This window comes from Nocardia sp. CNY236 (assembly GCF_000482385.1).
Taxonomy (GTDB): Bacteria; Actinomycetota; Actinomycetes; order Mycobacteriales; family Mycobacteriaceae; genus Nocardia.
On record NZ_AXVD01000001.1, the window covers coordinates 95,465 to 110,625 of the forward strand.

Annotated in this window: 10 protein-coding genes; 6 read left to right on the forward strand and 4 right to left on the reverse strand. The window is 65.1% G+C overall.

Annotated elements, in window-relative coordinates; translation table 11 throughout:
* Positions 1-197: 197 nt before the first annotated feature.
* Positions 198-872, forward strand: coding sequence for a serine protease (locus tag K940_RS0100435; protein WP_051406784.1), 675 nt, complete (start codon positions 198-200; stop codon positions 870-872).
* Between the two features lie 91 nt (positions 873-963).
* Here K940_RS0100435 and K940_RS0100440 read toward each other — a convergent pair whose 3' ends face one another.
* Positions 964-1,563 carry a hypothetical protein gene (locus K940_RS0100440; RefSeq protein WP_028475897.1) on the reverse strand — a complete coding sequence of 200 codons (600 nt, stop codon included), beginning with the start codon at positions 1,561-1,563 and terminating at the stop codon, positions 964-966.
* Positions 1,564-1,819: 256 nt separating this feature from the next.
* On the opposite strand from K940_RS0100440, the gene K940_RS0100445 reads away from it, so the two are divergent.
* Entirely contained in the window at positions 1,820-3,100 is a 1,281-nt protein-coding gene (locus K940_RS0100445) for a serine hydrolase domain-containing protein (protein WP_051406754.1), read from the forward strand.
* A gap of 354 nt (positions 3,101-3,454) precedes the next feature.
* Positions 3,455-4,354: a L,D-transpeptidase gene (locus K940_RS0100455; RefSeq protein WP_081706067.1), complete on the forward strand. Its 900-nt coding sequence runs from the start codon at positions 3,455-3,457 to the stop codon at positions 4,352-4,354.
* A 27-nt stretch (positions 4,355-4,381) separates the two neighbouring features.
* Here the strand turns inward: K940_RS0100455 and K940_RS0100460 are convergent, their stop codons facing one another.
* The 3 genes from K940_RS0100460 to K940_RS0100470 all read right to left on the reverse strand — a co-directional run bounded on the left by K940_RS0100460 (position 4,382) and on the right by K940_RS0100470 (position 7,858).
* Positions 4,382-6,427: a M13 family metallopeptidase gene (locus K940_RS0100460; protein WP_369797442.1), complete on the reverse strand. Its 2,046-nt coding sequence runs from the start codon at positions 6,425-6,427 to the stop codon at positions 4,382-4,384.
* Between the two features lie 55 nt (positions 6,428-6,482).
* Positions 6,483-6,974 carry a DUF4190 domain-containing protein gene (locus tag K940_RS0100465; RefSeq protein ID WP_028475901.1) on the reverse strand — a complete coding sequence of 164 codons (492 nt, stop codon included), beginning with the start codon at positions 6,972-6,974 and terminating at the stop codon, positions 6,483-6,485.
* A gap of 107 nt (positions 6,975-7,081) precedes the next feature.
* Positions 7,082-7,858 (reverse strand): pirin-like bicupin family protein, encoded by a 777-nt coding sequence (locus tag K940_RS0100470; protein WP_028475902.1) that lies wholly within the window; start codon positions 7,856-7,858, stop codon positions 7,082-7,084.
* A gap of 259 nt (positions 7,859-8,117) precedes the next feature.
* Between K940_RS0100470 and K940_RS0100475 the strand changes: the two genes are divergently transcribed.
* The 3 genes from K940_RS0100475 (at position 8,118) to K940_RS26425 (ending at position 15,110) form a co-directional block, all read left to right on the forward strand.
* Positions 8,118-9,398 (forward strand): hypothetical protein, encoded by a 1,281-nt coding sequence (locus K940_RS0100475; RefSeq protein WP_051406786.1) that lies wholly within the window; start codon positions 8,118-8,120, stop codon positions 9,396-9,398.
* 274 nt (positions 9,399-9,672) lie between these two features.
* The gene (locus K940_RS0100485) at positions 9,673-11,283 is read left to right on the forward strand and encodes a DUF4185 domain-containing protein (RefSeq protein ID WP_028475905.1); all 1,611 of its coding nucleotides are present in this window, start codon (positions 9,673-9,675) and stop codon (positions 11,281-11,283) included.
* A 122-nt stretch (positions 11,284-11,405) separates the two neighbouring features.
* Entirely contained in the window at positions 11,406-15,110 is a 3,705-nt protein-coding gene (locus K940_RS26425) for a hydantoinase B/oxoprolinase family protein (protein WP_036527140.1), read from the forward strand.
* Positions 15,111-15,161: the final 51 nt, after the last annotated feature.

Consider the following 15,161-nt stretch of genomic DNA (forward strand, 5'->3'; position numbering starts at 1 on the left):
ATCGACGCCAAATTTCACAGCTTTGATAGCAATCGGCTACTATTTCAAATTTGAGACGTCGCAAATAGAATGTATGAAATGTGATTGACGCCGAGTTCAGGGGGGACACCCGTAGTGGACGACGCGCCCGGAGTCGATTCCTGGCACGACGGGTGCGACAGGTTGGTATCGTGCGGGCTTCCGACCACTGGAGGAACATGTTCAGCAAACTCGCCATGGTGGCACACACGGCCTTCGCCGTCGCCCTCGGCGCGGCGCTGCTCGGCACGGGCGCAGGGGCCGCACACGCCCAAACGGGCCCGCCGGTCATGGGCGGTGGATCCGGGATCATCATCGACGGCCAGTTCGAGTGCACGCTCACAACCGTCGGCCACGACAGCGCAGGACGCCTGGTCGGGTTGACCGCGGGGCACTGCGGTGATCCCGGCTCGCTCGTCTACGCCGAAGTCGACCCGGGCGCGGGGGTGATCGGCCGGTTCGCCTACTCCAACCACGACTTGGACTACGCCGTCATTCAGTTCACACCGGGTACGATCGTCCCGGTCAACCGAATCGGCAATGTCACCATCACCGAAATCGGCGCCCCCGCCACCTTCCCTCAGATCGTCTGCAAGGAAGGCCGTACCACCGGCAATACCTGTGGCATCGCCTGGGGTGACGTCTTCCGGACGAATGTCGAGACCTGGAGTCAGATGTGCGTAGTGGAAGGCGACTCCGGCGCGCCGGTCGTCACGGGCACGACACTGGTCGGCATGGTGAACGCCTACTTGGCCGTCGCGTGTTTCGGCCCGGAAGTCGGCACCAATATGAGCGCGATCATGACCGACCTCAACGCGCGCGGCGGCGCCGGCGCCGGCTACGTCCCGATCTGAGTCCCGATCCGACCGGACTTTCGACTCGGGTGGAAGCGTTCGCGTGGGTCTCGCAGCGGGCCGACGGCACCACACGCATCCGAGCCGTAGGTCAGATTTCTCGACCACAGACGACGATGCGACGCACGTCGTAGACCTTCCCGAAGCCGGTGCTACACACGCCGACGTCGGTGAAACCCGGCCGGATCGCAGTCACCTCGATTCCCTTCTCGGGGAAGGGGGCCGAACAGTCGATGCGGACGACGACCTCGCCCCCGACATCGACACACTCGCCGACCACCCAGTTGGCATCCATGCACACTGCGCCGACGTGGACCCCGTTACGAGTCCTGGTGAGGTTGATGTCGGCGTCTGCAACGCACTCCGAGGTATGCGCGGCCAGGTCGATCACGCGGTAGTTGGCGAGCTTGCTGCTGCACGGCGCCGGTACGACGATGGGCTCCTCACCGGTTCCTCCGAGCAACACGCACTCGTCGATTCCAACGGGGAAGTCCGGGGCGCCACTCGGCTCGATCGGAGTCGAGGTACGACTACTCGGAGCACTGCGCTCCGACGCCGCGTCGATCAACCCACTGTCGGAGTCCGGCTGCGCGGTGCCGCTGACGACCGAGCTACACCCCGCCAGCGCCAGTCCGACCACGAGCACACAACCCACAGAAGCGAAACGACCCCAGGTCAGTCGACGAATCACCTACAGTCCTCCCGAGCTGCAGCGCTTCGAACCCACGCCCGGAGAATCCGAAGTTGCCGTAATTCATGCGAAGTACCACGCAATGGATACACCATGAACCCAGCGGACGTCGACCCGAAACCGTGACCGGACCCGGCCTCGGCCCTAGGAAACGGACGATGCTGCCCGCTTCCGACCGTGGCGAGTCGGTCGCGAGAGTTACGCTGGTGGACCAGCGCGCTATACAGCGGTCAGGAGGTGGCCCATGGTATCGGCAATGGCTGCGGACGACTTCGAGCCCGCCGATTCGGCGCGTAGAAAATCTGCGACACCGCTGGTCGACCCGCGATTCATCCGGTTGGCCGACCAGTTCTTCGGCCTGTTCGCCCAACCGGCGCGCGGGGGCGGGGCACTCGCGGTCTATCTGGACGGCAGACCTGTCGTCGATATCTGGGCCGGGTGGGCGGACAAGGATCGCCGCTGGAACAGCGACACCGTCGCGCTGACCTTCTCCACCGGCAAAGGCGTGGCCTCCACCGTGGTGCATCGGCTCGCCGAGCGCGGCCTCATCGACTACGACACGCCGGTCGCCGAGTACTGGCCGGAGTTTGCCGCGCACGGTAAAGGCGACATCACGGTACGCGATGTGCTCTCGCACCGAGCCGGGCTCCATCGCGTGCGCGGCCTGGTGCCCGGCCGCGAAGGCATCCTGGACTATGACGCCGTGGTACGCGCGCTCGCCGACAGCCCGCCGGACCCACGACGTATCCGTACATCCGGCTATCACGCGATCACATTCGGCTGGCTGGTCGCCGAGATCGTCCAGCGGGTGACCGACACACCCTTCACCACGGTGGTCCGAACCGAAATCGCCGAGCCGCTGGGCATGGAGGAGTTCTGGTACCGCGTGCCGGAGGCGCAGCGGTATCGGATTGCCAAGATCATGCGTCCCATCGGCCCGCCGGGTATCCGTTGGAACACCGCCTCGTCGGTGCTGTCGTGGGTACGACCCATGCGCGGGTTGGCCGAAGCAGGTATGCCGGAGAGCTTCGACGAACTGGTGCGCGATCCCCGGGTGCACGACGCCGTCATGCCGGGCTGGAACGGTGTCTTCTCGGCACGTTCACTGTCACGGTTGTACGGCGCCCTGGCCAATGGCGGCGTGGTCTACGCCGACCGGCGTGAGCGAGGTGTCCACAGTGTCGGTTCGGCGTCATCCCAGCGCACCGTGCAATTCTTGCGGCCGGAAACGATCGAGACCATTGCGCAAGTACAGCCGGCACAAAGCCGTGACTACGTACTCGGGCTGCCGGTCCGCTTCACTCTCGGCTATCACCGGCCGGTGCTGATGGCCAAGCAACAGCCACCGCACGCGTTCGGCCACTATGGCGTCGGCGGATCCGGCGCCTACGCCGACCCCGATCTCGGCATGTCGATCGCGTTCGTGACCAACGGACTCGGCAGCATGATCACCGCACTCGGTGACGCCAGGCTCGCGCGCTTGGCGGCGACGGCCCAGGCCACCGTACGCAAGTACCGCACAGCGCCGCCGCGCTAGAGCGCAGCTTCCCTGCCGCGCCTCGGCGCAGGTGTCACCCATGCGCCCATCAGTGATATTCCCCACTGCAAAATCGAGCGGACATCACCTCCTGCCCGTTGCCGACGTAGTGACCACCACGTGAGCGATCCCGTTCGACCGGGACGTTTCCTCGGCTACCTCCCATCGCATCGAGATGTGACATAGAACGAAATTATTCCCTTTAGCTATTGACGGAGAACTTCGGTGGCTGCGGTCGGCATCAGGACGGTAGGAATGGACAGCGGGTCGGGCTGGTCGTGCCTTTCGACTGCTCCGCGCTGAACGAAGATCTCGCTGCGATCGCGGGCGAGAGCTGGAACGGATGAAATACCTATGCATGCCGCTTTGCACATCGCCTCATCGCCTGCCGGTCGCAAACAGACGCGGCGTCCGGCTCGGGCGCGCACGGGCATCCTGTTGTCCGCCATGTTCGCGGCCGTCGGCGTGGTGGGCGTCGCGCCCGCGCAGGCCGAACCCGTTCCAGGCCTCGGGTCCGGCTCGGCGGGGGTAACCGCCGAGCCGGACCCCCAGGCGAACTTCGCTCCACCGTCGATCAATATCGCCGACGGCGAAGTCGTCGGTGTCGCACAACCGATCATCATCACCTTCACGGAGCCGGTAACCGATCGCGCGACCGCGGAGAAGGCCATCCGGATAACCTCCTCGCAGGATGCCCCCGGCCACTTCTATTGGCGCAGCGACCGGCAGGTCCGCTGGCGGCCCGACGAGTTCTGGCCGGACAATACCGACGTGCAGGTGGCGGCCGGCGGCACGACCAGCTCGTTCCGGATAGGCGACGCCGTGGTCGCCACCGCCGACGACAACACCCATATCATCACCATCACCCGCAACGGGGAAGTCGTGAAGGAGATGCCCACGTCCATGGGCAAGCCCGGGTACGAAACACCGAATGGCACCTACATCGTCGGTGAACAACTGCGCGAAATGACCATGGACTCGTCCACCTACGGTGTGCCGATCACCGACCCGGAAGGCTACAAACTCGACGTCGAGTATGCGACCCGCATCTCCACCAGCGGCATCTTCGTCCATGCGGCCCCGTGGTCGGTCGGTCAGCAGGGGGTATCCAATGCCAGCCACGGTTGTCTGAATGTCAGTACCGCCGACGCCAGATGGTTCTTCGAGAACGTCGGTCGAGGCGACCCTGTGATCGTGCAGAACACCCAGGGTGGCACGCTCAGCTCGGGCGACGGGTTGGGCGACTGGAACTGACGATTCGACGGTCCCAGCCGCGCACGACTACCAGATCCGCACGCGCTGTGCGGGCTCGAGGTACAGCTCGTCGCCCGGCTCGACGCCGAACGCCTCGTAGAAGCCGTCGATATTGCGTGCCACCGCGTTGCAGCGAAACTCCGGGGGCGAATGTGGATCGATCGCGAGTCGCCGGATCGCCTCCTCTGCGCGGGCTTTGGCGCGCCAGACCTGGGCCCAACCATAGAACACCCGTTGCAACCCGGTGAGTCCTTCGATCTCGGGAGGCTCGGCGCCACCCAGGGATATGTGATAGGCCATCAATGCTATGGACAACCCACCGAGATCGCCGATGTTCTCGCCGATGGTGAACTCGCCGTTCACGGTGTGCTCGTTCGGGAGATCCTTGGGCGAGAGAACGTTGTATTGGTCGATCAGTGCCTTGGCTCGTTTTCCGAATTCGGTGCGATCCTGATCGGTCCACCAATCGACCATATTGCCGTCGCCATCGTATTTGGCACCCTGGTCATCGAAGCCATGGCCGATCTCATGGCCGATCACCGCACCGATTCCGCCATAGTTGGCGGCGTCGTCCGCATTCATGTCGAAGAACGGCGGCTGCAGGATTGCGGCGGGGAAGACGATCTCGTTCATTCCCCGGTTGTAGTAGGCGTTCACCGTCTGTGGCGTCATGAACCACTCCGTCCGATCGACCGGGCCGCCCAATTTCCGCAGATCCCGATCGTGTTCTGCGGCATAACCATTGCGGTAGTTTCCGACCAGGTCGCCGGGGTCGATCCGCACGCTCGAGTAGTCGCGCCAGGTGTCCGGGTAGCCGATCTTGGGGGTGAACTTGCGCAACTTGGCCAGCGCCGCAGACTTGGTCTGCTGCTCCATCCAGTCCAACTCGGCGATACTACGGCGGTAGGCCTCCTGCAGGTTGGCCACCAACTCGATCATCCGTTCTTTCGCCGCCGGCGGGAAGTGCACGGCCACATATAGTTTGCCGACAGCCTCGCCCAGTAGATTCTGCACGAGCGCCACGCCGCGCTTCCACCGCTGTCGGTTCTCTTCGGCGCCGGTCAGCGTGCGCCCGTAGAAGTCGAAATTCTCCTCGACCAGCGGGTCGGTCAGGAAGGGAGCGCGGGCGCACAGCACCCGCCACGCGGCCCAGGTCTGCCAATCCGCCAGTGACTCGGCTGCCCAGACCTGGGCGAACGTGCGCAGATAGCCGGGCTGGTTGACCACCAACTCCGCGAACAACTCCGGCCCCGTCTGCTCGACGCCGTCGACCAGTGCCGAAGACCATGCCTTCCAGTCGAACTCGGGATGCTCGGAGACCAGCGCGGTGAAAGTGGTCAAGTTGTAGGACAGCTCGGCATCCCGACGGCGTACCACGTCCCAGTGCCCGGCCGCCAACGTGCTCTCCACAGCGAAGACCTGCTGCGCCGCGATATCCGGATCGGTGGGCAGCAGCGCGGTGACCTGCGGGTCGGCAGCGGCCAGAGCGAACATGCGTGCGATGTGCGCGATGTACTTCGTCCGAATCGGTGCGTATTCGTCCTGTCGGTAATACGACTCGTCGGGCAAACCGATCCCGGACTGGGTGGCGTGCGCCAAGTACCGGCTGGAGTTCTTGCTGTCGGTGTCGACGAAAACCGCGATGGCACCGTCCACACCGGTGCGTTGCAGTCGGCCCAGCACTGCAGCGAGTGCCCGCTTGTCGGTCGCTTCGGCGATCGCGGTCAGTTCCGCGGCGATCGGGGTGAGCCCGGCTGCGTCTACCGCGGCGGTGTTCATGAAGCTGGAGTAGAGGTCACCGATTTTCCGGGCATCGCTGGCGGGCTCGGCGTCTGCCGTGGCCGCGGCATCCTCGATGATGGCTCGAACGTCCAGCTCCGCTTGGTCGTAGAGCGCCCGAAAGGCGCCGTCCACCGCGCGGTCGGCAGGAATCCGATGGCCCGCCAGCCACGTACCGTTGACGTGCGTGAACAGGTCGTCCTGCACCCGCACACTCCGATCGCGATGGGACAGATCGATACCGGAAGGACGCATCAGTTCGGAAGTCACGACTTCCAGTATGCCGAGGGTCATGCGCGACGGGTCGCTGCGACCGGCAACATCCTCCATCGTGCGGCCAGGTGTTCGGCTACCGAGGCAGCGGGGCAGGGGTGGGCGTGATGCCGAACCTGTCGTCGAACTGTTGGTTCCACTCGCGCTCACATCGTTCTATCGCAGACTGATCATCGCCCGCGTTGCTCACGCAGTCCAGGAAGTCCTGGATGCCGGATTCGACGAAGAAGCTGTAGTAGGCGATGGCGAGCACAGTGGTTATGACAATGGTGAGCACGCCGAGAATCGAACCCGCGATCGCGAACCCGGTGCCGCCTATAGTGCCAGCGCGGGCCTTGACCAGTGCAATCACCGCGAAAATGATCGCAAGCACTGCGAACAGATAGCCACCGACAATTGTCCAGCAGCTCACCAGTCCCAGGATTCCGAGCACGAGCGCGGTAATCGCCAGGCCTTTACGCTTGGGGGACTCCTGCCAGTACGCGGGCCGGCCCGGCGGCGGGAACTGACTCGGCGGCGGGAACTGACCCGGCGGCGGGAACTGACCCGGTGGCGGGTATTGCGACATGGAATTCCTCTCCGTCGATGCCCCAGAACGAACGGCCTGACGCGGTGGTCCGATCGGCGCGGTAGCAGTCGCTCGGCGACAGTGTGCGGAGCCTGGCGGCGATACCGCTAGAAGGCCCCCAGGCGCGCATGCATCTCCCACACCAGGATCTCCGCGCTTCGTCTTGCAACCACACGCTGACCCCCGGTCCTGGTCGACCGCACCGCATCACCCGTGGCGAGCACGCCGACACCCTCCATGTCGACCTCACCGCGCGCGACGAATACATGCAGGTACGGTGCGTCGGGCAGGTCGATCGCCTGCCCGCCACCCGCCATGCGCGCCACGTGCAGCGCGCAACGACTGCTCTTGATGGTGATGGCGGTCCGGTCGCGATAGCGCGGCAAGCCGGAGGCGACGGTCACCAAGCCGCCGCTGGCGAGTTCGTCGTCGATTTCCAGCTGTTGGTAGCCAGGGGAGAGGCCGGACTCGTCGGGCACCACCCACATCTGCACGAAGTGCACCGGCCGATCATGCTCTCGAACACGGCTGTCCAACCGCCACGAGTCGTTCTTCTCCGAGTGCAGGATGCCGGTGCCTGCACTCATTCGCTGCGCGAGCCCTGGATAGATGACGCCGCTGTGGCCCAGAGAGTCCTGGTGTACCAGGCTGCCACCGAGCACCCAGGTGACGATCTCCATGTCCCGGTGCGGGTGGGTTTCGAAACCCTGTCCCGCCGTGACGATGTCCTCGTTGTGGACCAGCAGCAAACCGTGGTGGGTGTTGTCCGGATCGTAGTGGTCCCCGAAAGAGAACGAATGCTTCGAATCGAGCCAGGAGACCTGCGTCTTCGCGCGATCGCCACCGCGGTGGACATCCACGTGTGGTGTCGGAGGTGTCGACATCGTGGCCCTCCTCTGCGGACCGTGCACCGATCGCGATCCCGAGTGATCGGGGACACGTCGGTAGCGGGACTCCCCACAGTTGTAGATCGAGTTGCACCCGTATTTTACGCGAGCGACCGGACGGAAGAAGTCCCACGAAAGGGTAGGGGCGACTTCGGCACAACACCATCACATTTCGTAATCCGGACACAGTAGCCTCGCAGACGTGTCGACCGGCCATGCCAAAGATCGCATTCCAACGCAGCGCAGGTTGGTTCGGATGCGCACGGTGCTGCGGGAGAACCCTGGCACACTACGCCTGGTCGCCATACGCTTCGCTGGTCAGTTCGGCGACGGCATGTTTCAAGCGGCACTGTCCGGCGCCATCCTGTTCAACCCGGAACGACAAGCCGATCCTGCGGCTATCGCGGCAGGATTCGCGGTGCTGCTATTGCCGTATTCGCTGATCGGACCATACGCGGGTGCGCTGCTGGACCGTTGGGACCGCCGGGCGGTGTTGCTGGTGGCCACGATACTGCGCGCGATCGTGATCGCCATGGTGAGCGTGGGATTGCTCGTCGGAGTCGGCCAGACGGTGCTGCTGCTGCTGGCGCTCACCGTGGTCGGAGTCAGTCGGTTCGTTCTGGCCGGGGTGTCGGCCGCGCTGCCTCGGGTGCTTGCCCCCGCGCGGCTGGTACCGATGAACTCGGTGTTCGTCACCGTGGCTTCCGTCTGCGGTGGATTGGGCGCGGCGAGCGCGGTCGGGACGATCGGCCTGATCGGGGCGGGAGACTTCGCCTCGGCAGTCGCGGTAGCCGGCAGCGGCGTCGGATCGCTTGCCGGCGCCATGCTCGCAGGTGGGTTCGGGTCGGGCGTGCTCGGCCCCATCTCGGTGAAGACGACCACGGTGCGCGCGGTCACCGCCGGCCTGCGTACCGGGGCCACCGCAGTCTGGGAATCGATCTCGGTGACAACGGCGATGACGGGGATCGGGGCGCACCGAATCGTCTTCGGCGCGAACACGCTCGTCATGGTGCTGGTGTTGCGCCAAGACCCGGCCGGCGGCTCCGGATTCGACGCCGGACTGATCGGTTTCGGTATCGCCGTCGCCGCGACCGCGGCCGGGATGCTCGCCGCGGCTGCAATAGCGCCACTGCTCATCCCCCGGCTCGGGCGCGCCCGCACTGTGCTCGCGGGCCTGATCGCCGCGATGCTCGTGCAGGTGACGCTGGTTACGCCCATTGCGGTCGCCGATTCGAGCGGCGCGCTGCAGCGCGCCCACCACCTTCTCCTGATCGGCGCCTTCCTGCTGGGGTTGGCTGGACAGACGATCAAATTGACCGGTGACGCAACGATGCAGATCGTTGTCGACGACGGCCGACGCGGTCAGGTTTTCGCCCTGCAAGACACCGTATTCAATACCGCGTTCGTGGTTGCGCTCGTGGCAGCGGCACTGGTTGTCCCCGACGATGGGCGTTCCCTGGCAGTGGTCCTGGCCGGCGTGGCGGTGTATGCCACCGCCATCGCGGCGATCGCACTGAATTCGACGCGCAGGCTCTGACCCGACGAACCATGAGGCGCAGCCGGCCTTCCCGGGATGCGCTGGGCGTCCCTCGCATCGTGACGGACCGACGTGGTCGGCATCGGTTTTCGCCTCCCGCATCGGTGGACGCTGTTGGGGTATGTTGACCTGTCGGCGGCCGACCGACAGGAGGCACACGACATGGGTATCTCGACAGATAGCCCCGATGTGGGACGAAAATCTCTGGGCGCGTGGCACGAACAACCCGGAGTCTGTCCTCCGACCGACGCATAGTCCACAGTCGAGACCAGTGATGCGCGGATCCGAAAACACCACGACCTGGGCGCCGGCACTGCTCGGGGCGCTCCTGGCTGCGGTTTGCGTGGCGCCGATGCCCACCGTGGACGCCGCTCCTTTTCCGTGGAAACCGCCGCCGGTGAACAGCTGCGGCGAGATCGGATTCGATCCACTTGCTCGTCTGCCGGATCCTGCGCAGCCTCCGCCGCCGCTGCTGCCTCCTCGAATCGACATTCCCGTGCCCATCCCGCGAATCACGCCGGTGCCGGTGCCGGACCCGCCACAGGACAACACACGGATCGTGCCCGATCCGCTGCCGGTGAATCCGTGCGACAACCCATGTCCCGACATCCGTGACAGTCCGCAACCGCAGAATCCGAATGGCGCGAGGACCCCCACGCCCGACGAACCTGTCGGTGAGCCCACGGGGTCGAATACCGGTTCCGCTTCCGGGGCGGTCACCGGCTCCGGTTCCGGTATCCCGATCGACCTGCCGCGCATCGAGTTCCAACCCGATATCGAGCCGATTCCGATCCCGGTGCCCGGAGAACCCGGCGAGCGATCGCGCCCCGCACCGCCACTCGCGCTCCAGCCCAGCGAACCCGGTCCACGTGCGAATCCGGTAGCCGCCCCCGGTGTACAGGACGTTCGGTTGGTCGGTCAGGTGACCGGACGCGGTTCGGAGAACCGCACCGACATGCGCTGGCAGATCGACGGCACCGACCTGGGACTGATGTGGGAGACGACACCGGGCGAGGTTGCCGTGGTCTTCGGCGATACCTTCGGCGACGGCTGGTCGGTCGGCGGCGCAGGCGCCGACGACCAGGACTGGCGCAGCAATGTGATCGGTTTCAGCACCGACCGCGATCTATCCGACGGTCTCACACTGGAGACCTTCGCCCAGGACAGCCCGTGCCACGCGGCCGAGATTCTGGCCAGCCGCAAGATCAAGAATTGGGAGACCACCACCATCCCCACCTCGGGCTTCGCCATCGGTGACCGACAGTATCTCAGCTACATGTCGGTGAACCGATGGAGTCGCATCCCAGGGATGTGGTGGACCAACTACGGCGGGCTCGCCTATTCCGACGACCACGGACGCACCTGGCACAAAGACCCGCACGCCAAATGGGAGAACTTCTTCGGCCTCGGAAGATTCCAAGTAGCCGCCATGGTGCCGCATGGTGACCATGTCTACATGTTCGGCACGCCCAACGGTCGCATCGGCGTGATCGGGCTGGCTCGGGTACCCACCGACGAGGTGCTGAACAAATCCGCGTACCAGTATTGGGTGGATGGCGACTGGGTTCCCGCGGCCGAGAACGACGCCACTCCACTGGTGTTCGGCATTGCCGGTGAACTGTCGGTGCACTTCGACCAGGAAACCGACCGGTGGCGGATGGTCTACCTGGATCCGGCGCGCGGCGCGATCGTTCTACGTAGCGCGGCCAGCCCGCAGGGTGCGTGGTCGGATGCCGTCCCACTGATCGATACCGCGGACTACCCGAAATCCTACGGCGGATTCATCCATCCATGGTCGACGAGCGACGATCTGTACTTCATGCTCTCCGAGTGGGACAGCTACAACGTCTACCTCATGCACGCCCGCCTGAAACCGAGATCCTGACACCATCGTTCATCCGGACGCCGAACCGCGGCCGATAGGTCGAGGTGGCGGTCCACCGTTGGTATCGTGCGCGATGTGACCGACCAGCGTGGACGTACCGACGTGAGACTGCGGTGACCGAAGTGGGGACGACGGACTCCGGCAGCGCAGGAGCGGGATGGCAGTTCTGGATCGATCGCGGAGGCACCTTCACCGACGTGGTGGCTCGACGGCCGGACGGCAAGCTCGTCACGCACAAACTCCTGTCGGAGAACCCAGCACTCTATGCCGATTCCGCTGTAGCCGGGATCCGTGAAATCCTCGCCGGCGCACACGACGGAACCGGCAGTACCCCCGCGATCGACACCCACGCGACCGACACCCACACGGTCGACACCCACACGGTCGACACCGCTGCGAGAATCGATTCGGTTCGAATGGGCACCACCGTTGCCACCAATGCGTTGCTGGAACGCACCGGCGAGCGAACGGTCCTGGTGATCACCCGCGGCTTTCGCGATGCCCTACGAATCGCCTACCAGAATCGTCCACAGATCTTCGCCCGCGAGATCGTCTTGCCCGAACTGCTCTACGAGCGCGTGCTCGAGGTCGACGAACGTGTGCTGGCCGACGGTACCGTAGTGACGCCACCGGACCTGCGCACCCTGGCCGGCCAGCTGACCCAGGCGCACGACGACGGCCTTCGCGCCATCGCCGTGGTCTGTATGCACAGCCATCTCCACCCGGCGCACGAACAGGCGATCGGGCAGGTTGCCGCCGAGATCGGGTTCCCACAGATCTCCCTGTCGAGCGAAGTGAGCCCCTTGATGAAGCTGGTGCCCCGAGGGGATACCACGGTGGTGGATGCGTATCTTTCGCCGGTACTTCGCCGCTACGTCGACCAGGTCGCCGACCAGCTCACGGGAGTGCGGCTGCTGTTCATGCAATCCAACGGCGGACTCACCGAGTCCAGCAAGTTTCGGGGTAAGGACGCCATCCTGTCGGGGCCTGCCGGCGGCATCGTCGGCATGGTCCGGATGTCGCAACTGGCCGGGATCGACCGGATGATCGGCTTCGACATGGGCGGAACCTCCACCGACGTCTCGCACTTCGCCGGCGAGTACGAGCGCGTGTTCATCACGCAATTGGCCGGCGTCCGGCTACGTGCCCCGATGCTGGACATCCACACCGTCGCGGCGGGCGGCGGCTCGATCCTGCATTTCGATGGCAGTCGCTACCGGGTCGGCCCCGATTCGGCCGGCGCCTCGCCAGGGCCGGCGTGTTACCGCGGCGGCGGCCCGCTGACCGTGACCGACGCCAACGTGATGCTCGGTCGCGTCCAATCGGCCTATTTTCCGCACGTTTTCGGAACGGACGGCACCGAACCGCTCGATGACCGACTGGTGCGCACTCGGTTCGCCGAGTTGGCCGCCACGATCACCGAAAGCACCGGGGACAAACGCACACCGGAGCAGGTCGCGGAGGGCTTTCTGCAGATCGCAGTCAGCAATATCGCGGCCGCGGTCAAGCGGATCTCCGTGCAGAAAGGCCACGACGTCACCCGGTATGCGCTGACCACGTTCGGTGGCGCGGGAGGTCAACTCGCCTGCGCGGTAGCGGAGTCTCTCGGCATCCGGACCGTCCTCGTCCCCCCGATGGCCGGCGTGCTGTCGGCACTCGGAATCGGGTTGGCCGACACCACCGCGATGCGCGAACGGTCCGTGGAACTACCGCTACGACCGGAATCCATGCCGCGGGTCACCGTGGCCGCAGAAGCCCTCGAGATCGCAGCCCGCACCGAACTACGGGACCAGGGCGTGGCCGAGCAGCGAATCTCGGTGCTACGGCGAGCCCAGCTCCGCTATGACGGGACCGACACCGTGCTGTCCGTGCGTCTGACCGAGCCGATCGACATGGTCCGGAATTTCGAAGAGCGCCACCGCGCACTGTATTCCTTCACATTGCACCGCCCCATCGTGGTCGAAGCGCTGTCCGTCGAGGCCATCGGCCACACCGACCCGCCCGAATTGTCCGATCTCATTCGACCTCCGGCCGATCCGGCAGGCGTGGAGTCGATTCGACTGCACACCGGTGGGGAGTGGCGCGCGGCGCTGCTCTATCGACGAGCGGAACTCACACCTGGCGAAACCATCCACGGACCAGCTGTGATCAGCGAGGCCAATGCCACCACTGTGGTGGACGAGGGTTGGCAGGCAACCGTGAACGCTATCGGGCACCTGATCATGGAACGGATGGTGGGGTCCGCGAAGCCCGATGCCGGTACCGAAGTCGACCCGGTCCTGTTGGAGGTCTTCAACAACCTGTTCATGTCCATCGCCGAGCAGATGGGCGCGCGGCTGGAGTCGACCGCTCAATCGGTCAATATCAAAGAGCGCCTGGATTTCTCGTGCGCGTTGTTCGACCCCGATGGCAATCTGATCGCCAACGCACCGCACATCCCGGTCCATCTCGGCTCGATGGGAACCAGCGTCAAGGAAATCATCCGGCGCCGCCGCGGCGCGGACCGCTCCACGACCGGGGACGGCAAGCAGACCATGCGCCCTGGAGACGCCTACGCGGTCAACGACCCTTATCACGGCGGCACTCACCTGCCGGACGTCACCGTGATCACGCCGGTGTTCGATTCCACGGGACAACAGATCCTCTTCTACGTCGCTTCTCGCTGTCATCACGCCGAAATCGGCGGGATTGCGCCGGGTTCGATGCCGGCGAACAGCCGACATATCGAGGAGGAAGGCGTCGTTTTCGACAACTGGCTACTCGTCGAGAACGGTGAGTTTCGACACGAACAGACCCACCGCTTGCTGACCGAGGCGCCGTACCCGTCCCGCAACCCCGCAACCAACCTTGCCGACCTGCGTGCCCAGGTGGCCGCCAATGCGAAAGGGATCGAAGAAGTCGAGAAGATGATCGACCAATTCGGGCTCGATGTCGTGCAGGCGTACATGGGTCATGTTCAGGACAACGCCGAAGAATCGGTGCGGCGAGTCGTCGACAGACTCGATGACGGCGATTACACCTATGTGACCGACCAGGGGGCCACCATCCCCGTACGAGTCACGGTGGACCGTGAGGCGCGTGCTGCGACCATCGATTTCACCGGCGCGTCGGGACAACTTCCCGGCAACTTCAACGCTCCTTATGCTGTCGCCACTGCCTCGGTGCTGTACGTGTTCCGCACTCTGATCGCCGACGACATCCCACTCAACGACGGCTGCCTGCGCCCGTTGCGGATCATCGTGCCTCGTGGGTCCATGCTCGCTCCCGGATTCCCCGCCGCGGTCGTCGCAGGCAATGTCGAGACCTCGCAGGCGATCACCGGGGCACTGTATGCAGCGCTCGGTCTACAGGCCGAAGGTTCGGGCACCATGAACAACGTCACCTTCGGTAACGACCGCAGCCAGTACTACGAGACCATCGGATCCGGATCCGGGGCGGGCAACGGCTTCGACGGCGCCAGTGTCGTTCAAACCCACATGACGAACTCGCGTCTCACCGACCCGGAGATCCTCGAGTGGCGGCTGCCGGTGGTGCTGGAGGAATTCGCGGTTCGTGCCGGCAGCGGAGGCTCCGGTCGATGGCGCGGCGGAGATGGCGCGGTGCGGCGGCTGCGGTTCACCGAACCAGTGACGGTGTCCGTTCTGTCGAGCCACCGCCGCATTGCGCCCTATGGCATGGCCGGCGGCGCGCCCGGGGCATTGGGGACGAATACCATCGAACGGTCGGACGGCACAGTCGAACACCTGGGCGGCGCGGATTCGGCACACCTCGAACCGGGCGATGTCCTGGTCGTCGAAACCCCGGGCGGTGGCGGATACGGGCGGTGACCGGCGGTGGATCCGCGCAATCCCGGCGCACCACACACCACCACGACGATC

Coding starts and splice junctions, on each gene's coding strand:
- K940_RS0100465 (WP_028475901.1), bottom strand. CDS start 6,974: ATGTCGCAATACCCGCCACCGGGTCAGTTCCCGCCGCCGGGTCAGTTC.
- K940_RS0100455 (WP_081706067.1), top strand. CDS start 3,455: ATGCATGCCGCTTTGCACATCGCCTCATCGCCTGCCGGTCGCAAACAG.
- K940_RS0100475 (WP_051406786.1), top strand. CDS start 8,118: ATGCGCACGGTGCTGCGGGAGAACCCTGGCACACTACGCCTGGTCGCC.
- K940_RS0100435 (WP_051406784.1), top strand. CDS start 198: ATGTTCAGCAAACTCGCCATGGTGGCACACACGGCCTTCGCCGTCGCC.
- K940_RS0100470 (WP_028475902.1), bottom strand. CDS start 7,858: ATGTCGACACCTCCGACACCACACGTGGATGTCCACCGCGGTGGCGAT.
- K940_RS0100485 (WP_028475905.1), top strand. CDS start 9,673: ATGCGCGGATCCGAAAACACCACGACCTGGGCGCCGGCACTGCTCGGG.
- K940_RS0100460 (WP_369797442.1), bottom strand. CDS start 6,427: ATGACCCTCGGCATACTGGAAGTCGTGACTTCCGAACTGATGCGTCCT.
- K940_RS0100445 (WP_051406754.1), top strand. CDS start 1,820: ATGGCTGCGGACGACTTCGAGCCCGCCGATTCGGCGCGTAGAAAATCT.